Origin of the sequence: Nocardioides sp. 1609 (genome assembly GCF_004522105.1) — a bacterium.
Lineage (GTDB): Bacteria > Actinomycetota > Actinomycetes > Propionibacteriales > Nocardioidaceae > Nocardioides.
In genome coordinates this window covers 207,362-226,910 of the sequence record NZ_SPUJ01000004.1, presented here as the reverse complement: position 1 = coordinate 226,910, position 19,549 = coordinate 207,362, and the positions used below count along the sequence as shown (strand labels likewise).

Here is a 19,549-nt window from a genome sequence, read left to right as displayed (position 1 = left end):
CCGACCGCGCGCGGGCGCACGGCACGCCGGTCCCACGCGCCGAGGCGTGACACGTCACGCCCGGGGCTCAGGGCCCCGGGCGTCGATGCGTGCGTGCGTCAATCGCGCGAGCGGTCGGGCGCGTAGCCCGACCACTCATCTGGCTCCTCGACCGGGTCGACCGGGTCGACGTCGTCGGGTTCACCGTGCAACTCCTTGGCCAGCGCCCCGAAGTCCGTCTCATGCGTCCGGTACTTCAGGTCGCGCGCGACCTTCGTCTGCTTGGCTTTCGCTCGGCCGCGGCCCATAGGGTCCAGCCCCCTCGCACACTTGGCCGGGCGCCGATGGCGTCCCGGACTCTCTCAACAGGATCTCGTGGGGGCAACGCTACCTGTTCGCTGTCTGTTCCGGCACGCCGGGATCACGTTCGGACGACGAATTCCTACCAGCCGGGGTGCTGACCTACCAGCCGCACGGTCGCGGACTGCTCGGGGTCGACGTCGACCTGGCCCGCGACCCACGCGCGGACGCCCAGTCCGTCGAGCAGGTGGAGGGCCGGCTCGACCGAGTCGGGCGGGCAGACGGCGACCATCCCGACGCCGCAGTTCAGCGTCATCTCGAGGTCGGCCTGGCTCAGCGAGCCCACCTGGCGGACGACGTCGAAGATCGGCTGCGGGTTCCAGGTGGCCCGCTCGACGCTCGCGCGCAGCTCGGCCGGCAGCACCCGCGCCAGGTTGGCCGCGAGGCCGCCACCGGTCACGTGGGACAACGCGTGGAGCTCGACCTGGTCGGCCAGCGCCAGGCAGTGCTTGGCGTAGATCGTGGTCGGCTCGAGGAGCTCCTCGCCGAGGGTCCGGCCGAGCTCGGGGACGTCGCGGTCGAGCGACCAGCCGGCGTCGGCCAGCAGCACCTGGCGCACGAGCGAGTAGCCGTTCGAGTGCAGGCCGGAGGACGCCATCGCGATGACGGCGTCGCCGGGTCGGACCCGGCCCGGGCCGAGCAGGCGGTCGGCCTCGACCACCCCGGTCGCGGCGCCGGCGACGTCGTACTCGTCGGGCGCGAGCAGCCCGGGGTGCTCGGCGGTCTCGCCGCCCACGAGCGCGCAGCCGGCCTCGACGCAGGCCTCGGCGATGCCCTTGACGATCGCGGCGATCCGCTCGGGGACGACCCGGCCGGTGGCGATGTAGTCGGTCATGAAGAGCGGCTCGGCACCGCAGACCACGAGGTCGTCGACGACCATGCCGACGAGGTCGAAGCCGATGGTGTCGTGCTTGTCCATCGCCTGGGCGATCGCGACCTTGGTGCCGACGCCGTCGGTGGAGGTCGCGAGCAGCGGGCGGGTGTACCGGGTCAGCGCGGTGGCGTCGAACAACCCGGCGAAGCCGCCGAGCCCGCCGATCACCTCGGGCCGGGAGGCCTTGGCCACCGAGGCCCGCATCAGCTCGATCGCGGTGTCGGCGGCCTCGATGTCGACGCCGGCGCGGGCGTAGGCGTTCTGCTCGGTCAACGTCGGTCCGTTCGGGTCGTGGGGTCGGTCACGGGTTGTTGAGCACGGGGAGCGCCTTGCCGTGCGTCGGCGAGGCGATCGACGTCTCCAGCAGGTGCTTGCCGAGCAGGCTCTCGTCGGGCAGCTCGACCGGGTACTCGCCGGTGAAGCACGCCTGGCACAGCTGGGAGGCCGGCTGCTTGGTCGAGTCGATCATCCCGTCGAGGGAGATGTAGCCGAGGCTGTCGGCGCCGATGCTGGCCGCGATCTCCTCGGGGCTGAGCCCGTTGGCGATCAGCTCGGCACGGGTGGCGAAGTCGATGCCGTAGAAGCACGGCCACTTCACCGGCGGGCTCGAGATCCGCACGTGCACCTCGGCAGCGCCGGCCTCGCGCAGCATCCGCACCTGCGCCCGCTGGGTGTTGCCCCGGACGATGGAGTCGTCGACGACGACGATCCGCTTCCCGCGGATCATGTGGTCGAGGGCGTTGAGCTTCAGCCGGATGCCGAGCTGGCGCAGGGTCTGGCTCGGCTGGATGAAGGTGCGCCCGACGTAGGCGTTCTTCACGAAGCCCTGGCCGAACGGGATGCCGGACTCCTCGGCGTACCCGGCCGCGGCCGGCGTGCCGGACTCGGGCACCGGGATGACGAGGTCGGCGTCGACGGGGAACTCGCGGGCCAGCTGGCGCCCCATCTCCACCCGCGACTCGTGCACGCTGCGTCCGCTGATCGTGGCGTCGGGGCGGGCGAGGTAGACGTACTCGAACACGCAGCCCTTGCGGGCCGGCTCGGCGAAGCGGTGCGAGCGCAGGCCGTTCTCGTCGATGACGATCATCTCGCCGGGCTCGACCTCGCGCACGACGCTGGCGCCGATCGTCGCCAGTGCGGCGTCCTCGCTGGCCACGACCCAGCCCCGGTCGAGACGGCCGAGCACGAGCGGGCGGATGCCCTGCGGGTCGCGGGCTGCGTACAGGGTGTTCTCGTTCATCCACACGAAGCAGAACGCGCCGCGCAGCAGCGGCAGCACCTCGAGCGCCCGCTGCTCGAGCGAGGTGTCGGGGTGGTGGGCGAGCAGCGCGGTGACCAGGCCGGTGTCGTTGGTCGAGACCTCGACCGGGCGGGTGTGCAGGTCGAGCTCGTCGTCGGGGCCCGGAAGCGCCTCGACCATCTCGCGCAGCTCGTGGGTGTTGATGAGGTTGCCGTTGTGGCCGAGGGCGATGGAGCCGTCGGCGGTCGGGCGGAACGTCGGCTGCGCGTTCTGCCAGGTGCTCGCACCGGTGGTCGAGTAGCGGGCGTGGCCGATGGCCAGGTGGCCCTTGAGCGAGGCCAGCGTCGTCTCGTCGAAGACCTGGGAGACGAGCCCCATGTCCTTGTAGACCAGGATCTGGCGGCCGTTGCTCACCGCGATGCCGGCCGACTCCTGACCGCGGTGCTGGAGGGCGTAGAGGCCGAAGTAGGTCAGCTTCGAGACGTCCTCACCCGGGGCCCAGACGCCGAAGACGCCGCAGGCGTCCTGCGGTCCCTGGTCGTGCGGGTCGAGTGCTGCCGTGAGGCGGCCGTCGCCGCCGGGCCTGGAGCCTTGACTGCTCATGAAGGGCACCTCCGCATCGTAGTCGAGTCGGCCGCCGAGGCCCCCAACGGCGACGGAGGGGTGAGGCCGGGGGACGAAGGGGTGAAGCCGGGGGACGGATGCCGCACCCGCCCGTACCCTGGAGGGGCCCCGCCCCTCCCACTCCCCTCAGGATCCCCCCGTGCCGGACGGCCTCCCCCGTTCTCCCGCGCGCCTCGACGTCACCACGTGGTCCGACGTCGGCTCCCGCGACGCCATGGCGCTGGTCGCGGCCTCGGTGGCGGAGATGGTGGGGTTCGAGATCGCGATCATCAGCGTGGTCGTGGGCGAGCACATGTACTCCATCTCGGTCGAGGGCAGCAACGAGGCCACCGACGCGATGGCCGGGGTCGCGACGCCGATCGCGCTCGTGCTGCCCGAGCTCGAGCGCGCCGACGACTGGGGCCGCTTCCGCTTCGTGCCGCACGACCGGCTCGAGGAGGGCGACACCGCGGTCGGGTGGATCCCCGACATCGAGCCGGTGGACGCCGTCGACGCCTGGCACCCGCTCGACCTGCTCCTGGCGCCGCTGTACGACGCCGGCGGCCGGCTCATCGGCGTGCTGTCGATCGACGTCCCGATCTCCGGCCGCCGTCCCGACGTCACCCAGCGCCACCTGCTCGAGCGGTACGCCGCGCAGGCCGAGCGCACCCTGCGGATGGCCGTCGAGCGCGAGGAGCTCGCCGAGCGGATCCGGCTGGCGGACGCCGCCCGCCGCGTCGTCCGGTTCGCGACGTCCCAGGACGACCTGGAAAGCGTGCTCGACGACTGCCGGGACCCGCTGCTCGAGGGCATGCGGGCCGACTACCTCGAGATCCGCACCTACTCGACGCCGGAGCTCCCGGGGGCCGGCTCGCCGTCGTCCGGGCTGCCCCACGAGCTGAAGGAGACCATCCGCGCGATCGCGCGGCGCTGCTGGGCCGAGCAGCAGGTGCTGCTGAGCGGACCGGAGATCGAGCGCGACCCGCTCCTCGACGACCAGGAGCACGCCCGGCTGACCGAGGCGCTCGAGCTGCTCGGCCTGGGCAGCGCGATGGTCGTGCCGCTCGGAGCGGGACACGCCAACCTCGGCCACCTCGTGCTCGGCCGCAAGGACCCCACCATGCGGTGGAGCCCCGACGAGCGGGCCGGCGCGCTCGACATCGCGCGAGACATCGGCCAGGCCGTGGTGAACTCCCGCAACCTGGCCCGTGAGCAGCGCCTCGTCGGCGAGCTGCGCCGGTTGGCGGCCTACAAGTCGCAGGTGCTGTCGACGGTGTCGCACGAGCTGAAGAACCCCCTGACCGCCGTGTCCGGGTACGTCGAGATCCTCGAGGGCGACACCAGCCTGAGCAGCACCGGACGGCGCTCCCTCGGCGCGCTGGACCGGGCCGCGCGCCGGATGGGCCGACTGGTCGACAGCCTGCTCGAGCTGTCGGAGGTCGAGGACCCCGAGGCGGCGGTGCCGTCGGAGGTGATGGACGTGCGCCCGTTGGTCGACGGCGCCCTCGAGCTGCTCCGGACCGTCGCGACCCGGCGCGACCTCGACGTCCGCGTCGACACGCCCGAGCACCCGGTCCTCGCGTGCTGCTCCCCGACGGACCTCGAGCGGGTGCTGACCAACCTGGTGAGCAACGCCGTGAAGTACACGCCGCGGGGCGGCGCCATCACCGTGCGCGTCGTCGAGCACGCCGACCTCGTCGAGCTCGCGGTGGTCGACGAGGGCATCGGGATCTCCCCCGAGGACCAGCAGCGGCTGTTCACCGAGTTCTTCCGCTCCACCAACCCCGACGCCGTGGCCCAGCCCGGCACGGGCCTCGGACTGACCATCAGTGCCCGGGTCATCGAGCGGCACGGCGGCCGGATCCAGGTCGAGTCCCGGCTCGGCGAGGGCAGCACGTTCCGGGTCTTCCTCCCCCGGCCCGACGCTGCGTGACGGATCCCGGCCGACGGGTCAGACGGGGGCGCCTGCGGTGTCGACGCGACGGGCCCCGGTCAGGCCGAGGATGCCGCGGGCGACGTCGGCGGCCTGACCCCGGATCTCCGGGATCGCGGTCGACTCCCACAGGGTGCCCTTGCGCGGCGGGCCGACGGCGAACAGGCCCGGGGCCACGGTGCCGTCGTCACCGATGAGGCGGCCCTCGTCGGTGGTGTCGATGCCGAGCAGCAGCGGGTCGGGGCGGACCAGGCCGCGCTCGCGGAGCGCGAGCAGCAGCGGGTCGTCGCTGCGGGTGATGTCGGTCGACGGGCCGGTGCAGTTGACCACCGCGCCGGCGACGAGCGCGGTGTCGACGCCGGCGACCCGCACCTGGCAGGTGGCGCCGCGGTCGGCGATCGAGACGAGGCCGCCGCCGAGCACGCTGAGGCGGCCGTCGTCGGCGTAGGCGCGGATCCGCTGGGCGACCTCGGGCGCCATCCGGTGCCGTCGGGTCTCCCACTCGCGGGCGTGCACGGCCAGGAACCGGCGTCGCTCCTCGATCGGCAGCCGCTTCCACAGCGACGGCGTCGCGGCGCGCAGGCCGTCGACGACGGCCCGCCAGCCGACACCCTGGGCGGCGGCCGCCGCGACCTGCTCGGCCACGTGCTCGGCGAGCAGGTCGGCGGTCAGCGGACCCTCGGGCACGGGCTGGACCCACGCGGTCGACAGCTGCGCGACGTGCTGGTGCGGGAGGAGCCCGTTGCGGCTCACCATGACGACCCGGCGGCCCGGGCCCTCCTCGAGGAGGGTGATGACGGTGTCGACCGCGGTCAGGCCGGTGCCGACGACGACGATCGTCGCGTCGTCGGGCAGCATCCGGAGCCCGGCGAGGTTCCACGGGTCGGCCAGGTGCCAGGGCGCCGCCGGGAGGGCGTCGCCGTCGATCACCAGCGGCTGGGGGCGGCGGTTGCCGTAGGCGAGGACGACGCTGTCGGCATGGGTGACGACGTCCTGGGCGTGGATGTCGAAGCCGGCCCCGTGGCTGTCGGTGTGCGGGACGACGTCGTCGACCCGGCCGGCGCGGATGCTCAGCCGGTAGTCGGCGACGGAGGCGAGCCGGTCCTGGAGGTAGGTCGCGAAGTCGAGCCGCGGGAGGAACGCCTGCGGGTCCTGGCTGCGGCCGGTGGCGCGGGCCCAGTCGATGAGGTCCGAGGGGACGTCGGCGAACGCGCTCATGTGGCGCGAGCGGACGTTCAGCAGGTGGTGCGGGTCGTTGGTGCCGTAGGCGATGCCCCGCCCGACGATCCCGCTGGCCTCGTGGATCTCGACCCGCAGGTGCGGGTTGTCGCTGCTGGAGAGCAGCTGGATCGCGGTCAGGACGCCGCTGGCCCCGCCCCCGATGATCGCCGTCCGGTGGACGGACCGGGAGTCCTGCGTGGGGGACGGGACCTGGAGTGGCGCGACAGACATGGCGTAATCCTAGCGACCAAGTACAGAAAGTCCGGTAATCGACCACACCCGGACGGCGGGTCGCCGCCGCGCCGACGGGACCGCCTACAACGCGCCGAGGTTGCGCAGCAGGAACGCCTCGGCCAGCACGACCCTCTCGAACTCCGCGAGGTGCAGCCCCTCGTTGGCGCCGTGGGCACGGGTGTCGGGGTCCTCGACCCCCGTGACGAGCACGCTGGCCTCGGGGAACGCCTCGAGGAACTCGGCGATGAACGGGATGGAGCCGCCGACGCCCATGTCGACCGGCTCGGTGCCGTCCCAGGCCTCGGTGAACGCCGCGCGCGCGGCGTCGTAGGCGGGGCCGGTGGCGTCGATCGAGGTCGCCTCACCCGTGTCGACGGTCGTGACGGTCAGGCCGGCGCCCCAGGGGACGTGCTGCTCCAGGTGGGCCGTCAGCCGGGCGAGGGCGTTCTCGGTGGTGTCGCCGGGGGCGATGCGCAGGCTGAGCCGGGCCCGGGCGGCCGGCGTGAGGGTGTTGCTGGCGCCGTCGACCCGAGGGGCGTCGAGGCCGGTGATGGTGAGCGCCGGCTGGGTCCACAGCCGCTCCACGACCGGACCGCGGCCGATCCAGTCGACGCCGGGCGCCGCGCCGCTCTCGGCGCGCAGGCGCACCTCGGGGTACTCGACGTCGGCCGCCGGGCCGTGGTGCAGGCCCTCGATCGCCAGGGCGCCCTCGTCGTCGTAGAGTGAGGAGAGGAGGCGGGTCAGCGCCATGATCCCGTCGGGCACGAGGCCGCCCCACATGCCGGAGTGCACGGCGTGGGTGAGGGTGCGGACCTCCACGTCGACCCGCACGAGACCGCGCAGGCTGGTGGTCAGCGCCGGCTCGCCGATGTCCCAGTTGCCGGAGTCGGCGATCACGATCACGTCGGCGCGCAGCGCCTCCTGGTGCTCGGCCAGCAGGGCCGGGAGGGTCTCGGAGCCGACCTCCTCCTCGCCCTCGATGAACATCGTGACGCTCACCGGGAGCTGACCGTCGCCCAGGGCCTCGAACACGCGCAGCGCGCCGAGGTGGGCGGCGATGCCGGCCTTGTCGTCGGCGGCGCCCCGGGCGTACAGGCGCTCGCCCCGCTCGGTCGGCTCGAACGGCGGGCTGTCCCAGTCGGCGTGGTCGTTCTCGGGCTGGACGTCGTGGTGGGCGTAGAGCAGCACCGTCGGCGCGCCGTCCGGACCGGGCTTGTGCGCGATGACGGCCGGGGCACCGCCCTCGGCCGAGACGATGTCGACGCTGGCGAACCGCTCGGCTCGGAAGAGCGCGGCCACGGCCTCGGCGCTGCGCTGCACCTCGCCCGCCCGCGCCGGGTCGGCGCTGACCGACTCGATCCGCACGAGGTCCTCAAGGTCGCGCCGGATGCCCGGCATGAGGTCGGTCACCTGGGCACGGATGGCGTCGCTCGCAGCAGTCATGCCGGCCAATCTAGACCGGCGGGCGTGAAGGACCGCGCGGCCGGGCATGATGCGCTGCGACCCCCGTCGTCGACACCTGCTGGAGCCCCGATGTCGCAGCGCCCCCCGGAGGACCCGCACTCTGCCGAGACGCAGGTGGGCCGACCCGGCGGTCCGGGCAAGCCGCCCCCGCCGCCCTCCGGTCCCCCGTCCGGCCCGCCCTCCGGTCCCCCGTCAGGGCCCCCGTCCGGTCCTCCGTCAGGGCCGCCGCCCGGCCCCGGGTACGGCCCCCCGCCGTCAGGCGCCCCGGCGGGCTGGCCGTCGCAGCAGCCCGGCCCGGGGTGGCAGGGCGGACCGCCCGGTGGCTACCCGCCGGGTGGCCCCGGCGGCTACCAGCCGAGCCCCGGCGGTCGGTCCAAGCTGCCGTGGATCATCGCCGCGGCGGTGCTGGCGATCGTGCTCGTCGGCGGCAGTCTCACCGCGTTCGTCCTGGCCAACGGCGACGGCGACGACGAGAAGGCCGGCGACCCGAACACGTCCTCGAGCGCACCCGACCCGAGCAGCGAGCCGACCGACGCCGAGCCCGCGCCGGCGACCAGCCCGCCCGCGCCGACGTCGCCCGCCCCCTCGTCCTCGGCACCGTCGGCGCCCGACCCGTCCGCCCCGGCCGGGCCCAGCCTCGAGGCGATGGAGATCGGCGGCTCGTGGACGGGCACCTACCGGTGCCCCCAGGGCACGACGAAGCTCAACCTGACGATGGCCTCCCTCGGCGACGGCGACGGCGTCCAGGCGGTCTTCGAGTTCGGCCCGACCCGGAACGGCCCCGACGTGCCGAACGGCGCCTTCCTGATGGAGGGCACCATCGCCGACGGCGAGCTGGTCCTGGCCGGTACCGAGTGGCTCGACCAGCCCGACGGCTATGGATTCGTCGGTCTGCGCGCCGACGTCCCCGACGCGACCGTCGACTCGCTGACCGGCGAGGTGACCGACGGCGGGTGCAGCACCTTCACCATCTCCCGCTGACCTCCCGCTGACCTCCCGCTGCCGCCCGGCTCAGGTCAGCGGGAGGTACGGCGTCAGGTCGGTGCGCTCGCCGGAGGCCGAGGCGCGGGCGTCGGTGAGGGCGTCGATCCAGGCCAGCGCGCCCGTCGCGAGCGCGATCCACGTCAGGGCGTCGGTCTCGACGACCGCGGGCGGGGTGCCGCGGGTGTGACGGACCCCCTCGATCACCTGGACGGCGGCGTACGGCGGCACCCGGACCTCGACCGAGTGGCCGGGCGCCCGGTCCTCGAGCACCGCGAGGTAGTGCTTCACCAGCAGCTTGAGGTCGGCCCGCTCGTGGGTGCCGGCGGCGACGCGCTCGGAGGCCTCGCGCACGAGGGCAGGATCGGCAGGACGGAGTCGGGCGGCCACGTCGACCGAGGCTACGGCGTGCCGCCCGGGCGCTCTGGGTAGGGCTGGAGGGTCGCGAAGTAGAGGTAGGTGCGGCGCGCCTCCCCGCTGTCGTCACCGGCCCCGTCACCGGTGTCGAGGCGGGTGCGCTCGCTCCACCGCTCGACCACCTGGAGGAGCTCCTCGGTGAGGACGCCCGCCTCGGCGGCGGTGAGCCGGAGCGCGCTGTCGGTGACGCTGCGGTGGATGCCGGGCTCGCGCTTCTCGGCATACGCGCTCGCCACGACGTGGTGTCCCCAGCTCGCGGCGTTGCGGCGGAAGACCCTGGCCGCGGCCGGGCCGCCCGGGCCTGCCTGGAGGTCCTCGATGTCGATGTTCACGGTGCCCGTCGCACGCCAGACCCGGTCACGCCTGTCACGGGCGGCGTCCGGGTCCTCCTCGACGAGGCCGTACTTCGCCAGCTGGCGCAGGTGGAAGCTCGCCTGGTTGGCCGGGATGTCGAGCTCGCGGGCGATGTCGGCGGCTCGCAGCGAGCCCTGCGCGTCGAGCTCGGACAGGATCCGGTTGCGCACCGGATGGGTGATCGCGCGCAACACCTGCGGGTCGTGGGCGACGTTCGACGGGAGCGGCTCGGGCATGCGCGCAGCATAACCAGGTTCCGCACGAACTATTGCGCAACATCTATTGCGCACCATATGGTGCGGATGTGTCCAGCTACCGCAGCCTCGCCCGCAACCACGACTTCACCGCGCTGTGGATCGGCCAGACGGCGTCCACGCTCGGGAGCCGGATGAGCATGTTCGTGTTCCCGCTGCTCGCCTACGCGCTGACCGGCTCGGCCCTGACGGCCGCGCTGGCCGAGGCGCTGCACCTGCTGGGCCTGGCCGGCACCCTGCTCCCCGCGGGGGTGGTCGCCGACCGGGTCGACCGCCGGCTCGTGATGCGGACGGCGAGCGGCGCCGGCGTCCTGCTCTACGCCTCGCTCGCGGCGGCCGGCATCGCCGGGCACCTCACGACGGCGCACCTGCTCGTCGTCGCGCTGCTCTCCGGCGTCTGCGCCGGCGCGTTCGCTCCCTCGGAGACGTCCGCGGTGCGCACCGTCGTCCCGCGCGACGACCTGCCGACCGCGCTCGCGCAGAACCAGGCCCGCGAGCACGTCGCCGGGCTGCTCGGCGCACCGCTCGGCGGCGCGCTGTACGCCGCGGCGCGGTGGGCGCCGTTCGCCGCGGACGCCGTCACCTACGCCGTCTCGTGGGTGCTGCTCGGCCGGATCCGGACCGACCTGTCGCCCACGCCCTACGACGGCCCGCGGCGGCGGGTGCGCGACGACCTCGGTGCCGGGGCCCGCTTCGTGCTCGGCCACCCCCTCTTCCGCACGCTGCTGTGCTGGTCGGCGCTGACCAACCTCGTCGTCAACGCCCTGTTCTTCGTGGCCGTGCTCCGCCTGATCGAGGACGGCGTCGACCCGGTCCACCTCGGCCTGGTCGAGACCACGGCCGGCGCGGCCGGGATCCTCGGCGCCGTGCTGGCCCCGTGGATCATGGAGCGGTTCGCGACCGGATGGCTCACGATCACCATCGCGTGGAGCTTCCTGCCGGTCCTCGTGCCCCTGGCCCTCTGGAACAGCCCCGTCGTGGTCGCGGCCACCCTCGCGTTCACCCTGCTCCTCAACCCCGCGGGCAACGCCGGCATGGGTGCCTACCGGCTCGCCGTGACGCCGTCCGAGCTGGTCGGACGGGCCCAGTCGTTCAGCCAGTTCGCCTCGATGTCGGCGATGCCGCTGGCCCCCGTCGTCGCCGGGACGTCGCTGGCGCTGCTGGGCGGCACCGGCGCGGTCGTCGTCCTCGGCGCGCTGGTCGCCGTCACCGCGCTGATCCCGACGCTCAGCGCGACGGTGCGGGCGGTGCCGCGGCCGGCGGTGTGGCGGGCCGAGGCGGAGGTCACCCTCGCGCCGGCCGCGAAGGTCCCCGCCTGAGCCGGGCCGGGCCGGGTCGGCTGCGGAAGGGCGTCCGGAGTGCGATGCTCTAGCCGATGCTGCCGGACATCGACCTCCTCGGGATCCCGATCCCGACCCACGCGCTCTTCGTGGGATTGGGCGTGCTCGCGGCCGTCGTCGTCTTCGTGGTCGAGGCCCGCCGGCGCGGGCAGACCGACGAGCGCATCTGGTACGTCGTCCTCGGCGCGCTGGTCGGCGGCGCGATCCTGATGCGGCTCGGACCCTGGCTGCAGCACCTCGACCTGCGCGCCAACGCCTCGCTCGCCGAGCAGTGGCTCTACGGCAACCGCAGCATCCTCGGCGGGCTGTTCGGCGCCTGGATCGGCGTGCACGTCGCGAAGCGCATCGTCGGCTACCGCGAGCGCACCGGTGACCTGTTCGCCCCCGCCGTCGCGCTGGGATGGCGATCGGCCGCGTCGGCTGCTTCCTCACCGAGCTGCCCGGCACCCCCACCCACACCGCGTTCGGGATCCGTCTGGACGCCGACGCGGCCGCGCGGCTCGGCGCACCCGCCGGCGTCCCCCTGCACCCGTCGTTCCTCTACGAGATCGCCTTCCAGGCCGCCGCGTTCGTCGTGATCTGGTGCTGGCTGCGGCACCGGCTGGTCTCCCCCGGCGAGACGCTGACCTTCTACCTGCTCGGCTACGGCGTCTTCCGGTTCCTGGTCGAGCTCGTCCGCGGCAACGAGGTCGCGTGGATGGGCCTCACCCGACCCCAGCTGTTCCTGCTCCTGACGGTGCCGCTGGTGGCGGCCCGGATCGTCGTCCAGGCCCGCAAGGGCGTCTACCGACTCGAACCAGCGAGGACCCGATGAGCTACCTCCCGCCACCACCACCCGGACCACCCGGACCACCCGGGCTACCGCCGGGCGGCTACGGCTACGGCCCGCCCCCGAAGCGGTCGCGGGCGCCGCAGATCATCCTCGGGACCCTGATCGGTGGGGTCGCGTCGGTCATCGCACCGGTCGTCGGCCTGGCCGCGTCCGGCGACACCATCACGCCGGTCTTCGTCGCCATCGCGGTGGTGCCCCTCGTCGCGATCGGGCTGATGTTCTCCGCCGCCACCCGGCCGTGGGGCATCGGGATCCTGATCGGCTGGGCGATCGTGGCGATCGTCGTCGGCGGGGCCTGCGTCGCCCTGATCGCGGCCCTCAGCAACTCGCACGCGGCCGCATGAGCACCGGCACCGGCACCGGGATGCCGCTGCGCGACCACCGGATCCACCGCTACGTCAACGCCTTCTGCCCGCACTGCCACGAGGAGGTGCCCGACCGGCCGCTCGCCGACGTGCGCCGGCTCTCCGGGTGGCTCGCCGTGCGCGACGACCGGGTCTGGCTCGAGCGCGGCTGCCCCGACCACGGGCTCGTCTCGACGCTGTACGACGAGTCGCCCGAGATCCTCGCCTACCTCGAGCAGTGGACGGCGCCCACGAAGGTGCACCAGCCCGACGTGGCCGGCAACTTCGCCCCGGTGCCCGCGGCCTACGCGGACGGGCTGCCGGCGATGCAGACCCAGCACACCTGCATCCTGCTCGCCGACATCACCGACCACTGCAACCTGCGCTGCCCCACCTGCTTCGCCGAGTCGGCGCCGGCGCTGTCGTCGGTGGCGCCGCTCGAGGCCGTGCTCGCCTCGATCGACACCCGGCTGTCCCGCGAGAACGGCCGGATCGACGTGCTCATGCTCTCGGGCGGTGAGCCCACGCTGTACCCCCGCCTGGCCGAGCTGCTCGACGCCGTCGCCCGGCGCCCGGTCGTGCGGGTGCTCGTCAACACCAACGGCCTCCGGATCGCCCAGGACGACGAGCTGCTCGCCCTGCTGACCCGGCACCGCGAGCGCGTCGAGGTCTACCTCCAGTTCGACGGCGAGTCGGCGCAGGCCTCGACCCACCACCGCGGCGCCGACATCCGGCGCTTCAAGGACCGGGCGCTCGACCGGCTCTCGGCCGCCGGCATCTTCACGACCCTCACGATGACCGCCGCCCTGGGGGTCAACGACGACGAGATCGGCCACGTCGTCAAGCGCGGCCTCGACACGCCGTACGTCGGCGGCGTCACGATCCAGCCCGTGTTCGGGTCGGGCCGCTCGTCGGGGATCGACCCGAGCGACCGGCTGACGCACACCGGCGTCCTCGCCCGGCTCGATGGGCAGACCTCGGGCCAGGTGACCTGGCGCGACCTCACGGCCCTCCCGTGCTCGCACCCGCACTGCTGCTCGGTCGGCTACCTGCTGCGCGACGACTCCGGCGCCTGGCGCTCGCTGACCTCGCTGATCGGGCACGACAAGCTCAAGCAGTGGCTCGACCTCGAGCCCGACGTGCTGGCCAACCGGATCGCCGACGACTCGATCCCGGCGACGATGAGGAAGGTCGTCAAGGACTCGCTGCTGGACCTCCTGAGCGAGCAGTCGTCGCTGTCGCACCCGGCGATCGGCACCGTCTGGAAGGACATCTGCGAGAACTGCGACCTCGGCATCGGCACGCTCACGACGCTCGCGTCCTCCGCGCTGCCCGGGCAGCGGAAGCGGCTGCGCAGGATGCTCGGCGAGCGCGTCGTCCGGATCACGGTCAAGCCGTTCATGGACATGTCGACGATGATCGAGGAGCGGTTGACCCAGTGCTGCGTGCACGTCGCGACGGTCAACGCCGAGACGTCCGCGCACCAGTGCGCGCCGTTCTGCGCCGTCCAGGCGTGGGCGCCGCTCTCCCGCACCCGGCTGTCGACCGCGACCGGGCGACCCGACCCGCTGGAGGTCCTCCCGTGACCACCCCGACCGGCCCGACCGGCCCGACCACCTCGACCGCCTCGCCGGGGTCCACCGCGACGTACGACCCGCTGCGGCTGTGCGTGTTCGCGACGATCGCCGCGCTGGGCTGGCTCCTCGGACCGGTCGCCCTGCTCGGCTTCGCCGTCCTCGGCTTCTGCGGCTACTGGCGGGCGTGGCGCGCCGGGCTCCAGCGGTCGCGGTGCGTGCTGCGTGACACCCGCCTGGTGCTCGGCTACCTCGCGGCGCTCGCCGTCGCCGGCGCGGTCGGCACCTGGTCCTGGGTGACGTGACCCGCGCCCGGCCCTCCCGTGTAGACAGGGACCGTGGACGCCACCGCCGCCGGCCGCACGGCCCGCACCCTCGAGACGCTGCACGCCCTCTGCTACTTCGCCCCGGAGGTCGACGCCGAGCTCGTCGCGCTCGGCGTCCGGACGGGCCGGGCGACGTACTTCGCGTCGCGCTCGGCCCCGATGGGTGCCGTGGGCGCGGGCACCGTCACGGCGACGTTCTTCGTCTTCAACCCGGCGCTGGTCGCGAGGCTCGTCCCGGCCGTCTGGGAGGCCGCGAGCCCGGCCGACGTGGTGGCCGCCCGGTTCCGGGGGGTCGACGCGGCGTACCGCCGGCTCCTCGGCGACGAGGCGATCGCCGCGCCCGAGGTCGCCGAGGCCGCGGACCTGACCCGCGCCGCCGTCGCCGGGTGCGACCCCGCCGGCCGTCCGCTGTACGCCGCGCACGCCGACCTCGACTGGCCCGACGAGCCGCACCTCGCGCTGTGGCACGGGCTGAGCCTGCTGCGCGAGTACCGCGGCGACGGGCACGTCGCGGCGCTGCTCTCGCACGGGCTCACCGGCCTGGAGTCGCTGGTGACCCACACCGCGACCGGCACCGGCTTCACCGAGCCCGCGGCGAAGCTGACCCGCGGCTGGTCCGACGAGCAGTGGGCCGGCGCCGTCTCGGCGCTCGCCGGGCGCGGCCTGGTGGACGACGACGGCGCGCTCACCGAGGCCGGCCTCGCCCAGCGCGCCTCGGTGGAGGCCGCGACCGACCAGATGGCGCTCGCGCCGTGGGCGACCCTCGGCGAGGACGGCCGCGAGCGGCTCGGGGCGATCGGCAAGCCGCTGGTGATCCGCGCGCTCAAGGCCGGGGCGTTCCCCGCCGGCGTCTTCGCCTGAGGAGGCTCCCGTGCCCGAGGGCGACAGCGTCCACAAGCTCGCGCGACGGCTCGACCGCTCGCTGCTCGGGCGCACCGTCGTCCGCTCCGACCTGCGGGTCCCGAGGCTCGCCACCCGGGACCTCGCGGGGCGCCGGATCCTCGAGCACGCCACGCACGGCAAGCACCTGCTGACCCGGTTCTCCGGCGACGTCACGCTGCACAGCCACCTGCGGATGGACGGCGAGTGGTCGGTCACCGGCCCCGGCAAGCAGCTGCCGCGGCGGCTGCAGCACGAGGTCCGGCTGGTGCTCGCGCTCGACTCCGGCTCGACGGCGTGGGGACTGCGGCTGCACGACCTCGCGCTGGTGGCCACGACCGAGGAGGCCTCGATCGTCGGCCACCTCGGACCCGACCCGCTGCGCGACGACTGGGACGCCGCCGAGGCCGCGCGCCGGCTGCGCTCGGACCCCTCCCTGCCCGTGGTCTCGGCGCTGCTCGACCAGACCCGGATGGCCGGCCTCGGCAACCTGTGGGTCAACGAGCTCGCCTTCCTCGCCGGCGTCAGCCCCTGGACGCCGATCGGGTCGGTCGACGTCGAGCGGCTGGTCGCCCGGGCCGCGACGGCGCTGCGCCACTCCGCCCTGGTGCCCGGCGCCTACCAGGTGACCACCGGCTCCAGCCGCCGCGGCGAGGACCACTGGGTCGCCGGCCGGCAGCGGCGTCCGTGCCTGCGGTGCGGCACCGAGGTGCGGATGGTCGCGGAGCTGCCGAACGACCCGGCCCACCGTCGTACCTGGTGGTGCCCGCACTGCCAGCCCGGCCCGGGACCCGAGACGCGCCGTCCACGACCGCCCGCGTGAGCGTCCGCCCCGTCCGTCCCGCTCGCCCGGCCGTCGCCGAGGCCCTGCTCGCGTTCGGGCTTCATGTCCGCGCGCCGCTGCGGTAGTCCCGGCCGTATGGGCCCCTGACCGGCCCGTGGAGGGGCCCATACGGCCGGGACTACCGCTCCCGGGCGCTCGCGACCCCCGGGATCAGGGGCAGTCGATCGAGACGTCGGAGACGCGGACCAGGCGCGGGCGGTCGACGTCGTCCTCGACCTTGCCGGTGGCCCACCAGAGCCGGATCCCCTCGCCGTGGACCTCGAGGACGGCCAGGTTGTTGTCGAACCAGGGCCCCTCGACCAGGCGCCACGAGAACGGCGCCTCCGGCACCTTCGCCGACCGGGCCGCGACGTGGCCGAGTGGGCCGGCGACGCCGTAGGAGAGGGCGGCGGTGGCGAAGCGCCACTTGCGCGAGAGCGGGTTGCGGATCGGCGAGCAGACCGCCTGCAGGATCCGGCTGCGCACGCCGGGCAGCGGCTTCACCGCCGAGAGGTAGCTGTGGTGGACGTCGCCGGAGAGGAAGGTGATCGTCGCCGGTGCGCGGCCGCGCTCGCCGCGGCCGACCTCGAGCGTCATCCGGGCGACCTCGCCGAACCCCTTCTGGAACGCCGCCCAGTGCTCGAGGTCGACGGTCTGGCGGACCTTCTCGCCGAAGCCGGTGAGGCGCCGTCCCCACCCGCCACCGGCGAGCGCCTCGGAGAACGCCTCCACGTAGTGCAGCCCCGGCGCCAGCAGGAACGGCAGCGAGGTCGCCACGAGCAGGTGGTCGACGTCGCCGCGCAGCTGACCGTCGAGCCAGGCCAGCTCCTCCTCGTCGAGGATGCTGCGGTCGTCGTCCTCGAGCACCCGCGCCGCCCGGGAGTCGACGACGACCAGGCGGGCCTGCGGGCCCAGGTCGCGCACGAAGCTCCACCGGTACGACGTCGGCTCCTGGTCGGCGCGGTCGGCGAACGCGTCGAGGACGTCGCTGACGTCGTACCCCGGCTCGTCGGCGTGCTCGAGGAGCAGCTGCCAGATGTCGTCCTCCACGCGCTCGGACGGCGTCATGTTGCCGAGGTGCTGGTAGACCCAGTACGACGCCAGGCCGCCGACGATCCGGTCGTGCCACCACGAGGTGGCCTCCATCTCGTCCTTCCAGGCGCGCGAGGTGTTCCAGTCGTCGCGGATGTCGTGGTCGTCGAAGATCATCAGGCTGGGCAGCGTCGACAGCAGCCAGCGGTTGACCGGGTCCGACCAGGCGAGCCGGTAGAGGTGGGCGTACTCCTCGTAGTCCTTGAGCTCGTCGCCGGGCTCGCTGTCGAGACCACGACGCTGCTCGATGAAGGCCTGCATCTCCTTCGTCGTCTCGTCGGCGTAGACCTGGTCGCCGAGGAAGGCCACCAGGTCGGGCCAGCGCGGCGCCCCACCGTGGGAGCGGTCGGGGTCGTCGCTGCCCGCGTCGGTCAGGCCGGCCATGCGCAGCGCGAAGGCGCGCAGGGCGTCGACGCCGTGGGTCGCGTTGCCCTCCCGGTCGTGGCCGACCGACGTGCGGCACGAGCCGTAGGCGAGTCGCAGGGGCTTGCGGTGGTCGAGCGTCGGCACCACCGACGGCGGCAGGTCGGACCCCGGCTCGGGCCACACCGCCTCGCCGTCGACGGTCACGGCGTACGGGTAGCGCCGGCCGCGCTCGAGCCCGTCGAGGCAGACCAGCGCGTAGTGGTGACCGTGCACGGCGAACGTCGCCGACTCGGCGGACGGGCCGCCCTCGGTCGTCACCCGCACCCGGGCGGGGGCGTCGACCTCCACCCAGATCGACGCGGACGTCTCGTCGACGTGCCGCAGGAGGGGACCGAGCACGAGGGACGTCATGCGGCCATGCCTACCAGGAGGCCTGCCAGGAGGACCTCAGTCACCCGGCCACTCGCCGGTCCAGCGCTGGAAACCGCGCGCAGAGGCCCGCTGGAAGAGCGCCTTGACGACGGCGAAGATGGCGCCCTGGATGGTGGCGGCGAGCACGACCTGGCCGAGGGAGTACTCCGACTCGAGCGGCTTGGGAGGGTCGTCGCTATCGACCGGCACGACCTTGGTCCACACCACGGTGAAGACCTGGCGGGCGATGAGGGCGGCGACGAGGCTGCCCACGATCCCCCACGGCTTGTAGAGCACGCGGGCGGCCTTGCCGCCCTGCGCCTCGACCTTCGGCTGCTGCCTCACGACGACCTCCTCGACCGGACGACGCGGACGACCACCAGGACGAGGAGGACGGCGGCGCCGCCGGCGGCCACCTTCACCCCGAGGTCCTTGGCCTGCGCCTTGCGCTCCTCGAGCCGGCCGGTCAGCTGGTCGACGGTCGCGGCGAAGTCGGCGCGGGTGCGCTCGATGTCGGCCTGGATGGCCGCGGGGTCGTTGGACTCACTCATGGTGCCCGCCCTTCAGCGTCTCGACGTCCTGCTTGACGCCCTCGACGGCGCGGGTGGGGGCGACTCCCCCGACCTCGGCCATCTCCTTCTTGCCCAGCAGAGCGGCGGCCGCCGCGGCGAGGAGGACGACGACCGAGACGATCAGCGCCGACAGCCACGCGGGCAGCACCTCGGCCAGCCCGAGGACGGCGGTCGCGAGCAGCCCGAGGACGCCGTACAGCGCGAGCACCCCGGCGACGCCGAAGCCGGCGATGCCGGAGACGCCGTGCTTGACCTTCTGCGCCGTCTCGGCCTGGGCGAGCCGGATCTCGTCGCGGATGAGCTGGCTCGACTGGTCCGACAGCCGGGAGATCAGCTCACCGGTGCTCGTGGGCTGACCCGGCTGGGGTGGCTGCCCGACGGACTGCTGGGGATCACTCATTGCAGCGACGCTAGGCCTGGCCCGGGCCACGGGGTCCACCCCTTCCGGTGACGTGCCCCTTCGCGCGCGTGGCTACGTTCGAAGCATGGCTACTAGCACCGGCAAGCTCCGTTACACGACCCCCGGCATCCCGACCGAGGCCGCCGAGCGGGTCGTCGAACTGCTGCAGGGGCGTCTGCACGCCACCAACGACCTGCACCTCACCCTCAAGCACGTCCACTGGAACGTGGTGGGCCCGCACTTCATCGCCGTCCACGAGATGATCGACCCGCAGGTCGAGGAGGTCCGCGGGTTCAGCGACTCCCTCGCCGAGCGGATCGCGACCCTCGGCGGCTCGCCGCAGGGCACGCCCGGCGTCCTGGTCCAGGAGCGCACCTGGGAGGAGTACTCCATCGGTCGCGCGACGACCCAGGAGCACCTCGGCGCCCTCGACCTCGTCTACCAGGGCGTCATCACCAGCTACCGCGACGCGATCAAGGAGCTCGAGGAGCTCGACGTCGTCAGCCAGGACATGCTCATCGGGCAGACCGACAAGCTCGAGCTGTTCCACTGGTTCGTCCGCGCCCACCTCGAGGACAAGAGCGGCGCGCTCAGCACCGCCGGCGCCGGCTCCGAGGAGGAAGCCGCGGCCGCGGCTGCCGAGTGACCCACCGACCCGTCACCCAAGGGTGACGGG

21 protein-coding genes and 1 pseudogene are annotated in these 19,549 nt (G+C 73.8%); 11 read left to right on the top strand and 11 right to left on the bottom strand.

The genetic code is table 11. The annotated features are described in order from the left end of the window. Positions 1-98: 98 nt before the first annotated feature. From E4623_RS11475 to purF, 3 genes are all read right to left on the bottom strand, one after another. Positions 99-287 carry a DUF3073 domain-containing protein gene (locus tag E4623_RS11475; protein WP_134766680.1) on the bottom strand — a complete coding sequence of 63 codons (189 nt, stop codon included), beginning with the start codon at positions 285-287 and terminating at the stop codon, positions 99-101. 134 nt (positions 288-421) lie between these two features. Beyond that, positions 422-1,486 carry a phosphoribosylformylglycinamidine cyclo-ligase gene (gene purM / locus E4623_RS11470; protein WP_134766679.1) on the bottom strand — a complete coding sequence of 355 codons (1,065 nt, stop codon included), beginning with the start codon at positions 1,484-1,486 and terminating at the stop codon, positions 422-424. A gap of 28 nt (positions 1,487-1,514) precedes the next feature. Next, positions 1,515-3,056 carry an amidophosphoribosyltransferase gene (gene purF / locus E4623_RS11465; RefSeq protein ID WP_134766678.1) on the bottom strand — a complete coding sequence of 514 codons (1,542 nt, stop codon included), beginning with the start codon at positions 3,054-3,056 and terminating at the stop codon, positions 1,515-1,517. 160 nt (positions 3,057-3,216) lie between these two features. On the opposite strand from purF, the gene E4623_RS11460 reads away from it, so the two are divergent. Then, positions 3,217-4,989: a HAMP domain-containing sensor histidine kinase gene (locus E4623_RS11460; protein WP_134766677.1), complete on the top strand. Its 1,773-nt coding sequence runs from the start codon at positions 3,217-3,219 to the stop codon at positions 4,987-4,989. Positions 4,990-5,007: 18 nt separating this feature from the next. Here the strand turns inward: E4623_RS11460 and E4623_RS11455 are convergent, their stop codons facing one another. Both E4623_RS11455 and E4623_RS11450 read right to left on the bottom strand, forming a co-directional pair. Continuing rightward, positions 5,008-6,441 carry an FAD/NAD(P)-binding protein gene (locus E4623_RS11455; protein ID WP_134766676.1) on the bottom strand — a complete coding sequence of 478 codons (1,434 nt, stop codon included), beginning with the start codon at positions 6,439-6,441 and terminating at the stop codon, positions 5,008-5,010. Between the two features lie 84 nt (positions 6,442-6,525). Beyond that, positions 6,526-7,887 (bottom strand): dipeptidase, encoded by a 1,362-nt coding sequence (locus E4623_RS11450; RefSeq protein ID WP_134766675.1) that lies wholly within the window; start codon positions 7,885-7,887, stop codon positions 6,526-6,528. A gap of 423 nt (positions 7,888-8,310) precedes the next feature. Here E4623_RS11450 and E4623_RS11445 point away from each other — a divergent pair, with 423 nt between their 5' ends. Then, entirely contained in the window at positions 8,311-8,889 is a 579-nt protein-coding gene (locus tag E4623_RS11445; protein WP_134766674.1) for a hypothetical protein, read from the top strand. 30 nt (positions 8,890-8,919) lie between these two features. Here the strand turns inward: E4623_RS11445 and E4623_RS11440 are convergent, their stop codons facing one another. Both E4623_RS11440 and E4623_RS11435 read right to left on the bottom strand, forming a co-directional pair. After that, complete coding sequence (locus E4623_RS11440) at positions 8,920-9,243, bottom strand: sterol carrier family protein (RefSeq protein WP_245155031.1); 324 nt, start codon at positions 9,241-9,243, stop codon at positions 8,920-8,922. Between the two features lie 47 nt (positions 9,244-9,290). Further along, the gene (locus E4623_RS11435) at positions 9,291-9,896 is read right to left on the bottom strand and encodes a helix-turn-helix domain-containing protein (protein WP_134766672.1); all 606 of its coding nucleotides are present in this window, start codon (positions 9,894-9,896) and stop codon (positions 9,291-9,293) included. Positions 9,897-9,964: 68 nt separating this feature from the next. On the opposite strand from E4623_RS11435, the gene E4623_RS11430 reads away from it, so the two are divergent. The 8 genes and pseudogenes from E4623_RS11430 to E4623_RS11400 all read left to right on the top strand — a co-directional run bounded on the left by E4623_RS11430 (position 9,965) and on the right by E4623_RS11400 (position 16,032). Then, positions 9,965-11,233, top strand: a complete 1,269-nt coding sequence (locus tag E4623_RS11430; protein ID WP_134766671.1) for an MFS transporter — start codon at positions 9,965-9,967, stop codon at positions 11,231-11,233. Positions 11,234-11,289: 56 nt separating this feature from the next. Further along, positions 11,290-11,643, top strand: a pseudogene (locus tag E4623_RS23435) (hypothetical protein); the annotation flags it as partial. An 11-nt stretch (positions 11,644-11,654) separates the two neighbouring features. After that, entirely contained in the window at positions 11,655-12,068 is a 414-nt protein-coding gene (locus E4623_RS22980) for a prolipoprotein diacylglyceryl transferase family protein (RefSeq protein WP_209020639.1), read from the top strand. After that, positions 12,065-12,430, top strand: coding sequence for a hypothetical protein (locus E4623_RS11420; RefSeq protein WP_134766670.1), 366 nt, complete (start codon positions 12,065-12,067; stop codon positions 12,428-12,430). Before E4623_RS22980 ends, E4623_RS11420 begins: the two co-directional genes overlap by 4 nt. Continuing rightward, the gene (locus tag E4623_RS11415) at positions 12,427-14,016 is read left to right on the top strand and encodes a radical SAM protein (RefSeq protein ID WP_209020638.1); all 1,590 of its coding nucleotides are present in this window, start codon (positions 12,427-12,429) and stop codon (positions 14,014-14,016) included. The genes E4623_RS11420 and E4623_RS11415 overlap by 4 nt, the downstream gene beginning before the upstream one ends. Beyond that, complete coding sequence (locus E4623_RS11410) at positions 14,013-14,309, top strand: hypothetical protein (protein WP_209020637.1); 297 nt, start codon at positions 14,013-14,015, stop codon at positions 14,307-14,309. The genes E4623_RS11415 and E4623_RS11410 overlap by 4 nt, the downstream gene beginning before the upstream one ends. 33 nt (positions 14,310-14,342) lie before the next feature. After that, positions 14,343-15,191, top strand: coding sequence for a hypothetical protein (locus E4623_RS11405; protein WP_134766669.1), 849 nt, complete (start codon positions 14,343-14,345; stop codon positions 15,189-15,191). A gap of 10 nt (positions 15,192-15,201) precedes the next feature. Next, on the top strand, positions 15,202-16,032 hold the full coding sequence (locus E4623_RS11400; protein WP_134766668.1) for a DNA-formamidopyrimidine glycosylase family protein: 831 nt from the start codon (positions 15,202-15,204) through the stop codon (positions 16,030-16,032). Between the two features lie 171 nt (positions 16,033-16,203). Here the strand turns inward: E4623_RS11400 and E4623_RS11395 are convergent, their stop codons facing one another. From E4623_RS11395 to E4623_RS11380, 4 genes are read right to left on the bottom strand one after another with little or no spacing between them, the layout of a single operon-like run. Continuing rightward, the gene (locus tag E4623_RS11395; protein WP_134766667.1) at positions 16,204-17,901 is read right to left on the bottom strand and encodes an alkaline phosphatase D family protein; all 1,698 of its coding nucleotides are present in this window, start codon (positions 17,899-17,901) and stop codon (positions 16,204-16,206) included. 36 nt (positions 17,902-17,937) lie between these two features. Beyond that, a complete protein-coding gene (locus E4623_RS11390) occupies positions 17,938-18,246 on the bottom strand; it encodes a DUF4235 domain-containing protein (RefSeq protein WP_134766666.1) in 309 nt (102 codons plus the stop codon). Continuing rightward, a complete protein-coding gene (locus E4623_RS11385; RefSeq protein WP_134766665.1) occupies positions 18,243-18,452 on the bottom strand; it encodes a DUF3618 domain-containing protein in 210 nt (69 codons plus the stop codon). Before E4623_RS11385 ends, E4623_RS11390 begins: the two co-directional genes overlap by 4 nt. Beyond that, positions 18,445-18,873, bottom strand: coding sequence for a phage holin family protein (locus tag E4623_RS11380; RefSeq protein ID WP_134766664.1), 429 nt, complete (start codon positions 18,871-18,873; stop codon positions 18,445-18,447). Before E4623_RS11380 ends, E4623_RS11385 begins: the two co-directional genes overlap by 8 nt. Positions 18,874-18,958: 85 nt before the next feature. Here E4623_RS11380 and E4623_RS11375 point away from each other — a divergent pair, with 85 nt between their 5' ends. Then, positions 18,959-19,519, top strand: a complete 561-nt coding sequence (locus E4623_RS11375; protein ID WP_134766663.1) for a DNA starvation/stationary phase protection protein — start codon at positions 18,959-18,961, stop codon at positions 19,517-19,519. The last annotated feature ends 30 nt before the right edge of the window (positions 19,520-19,549 follow it).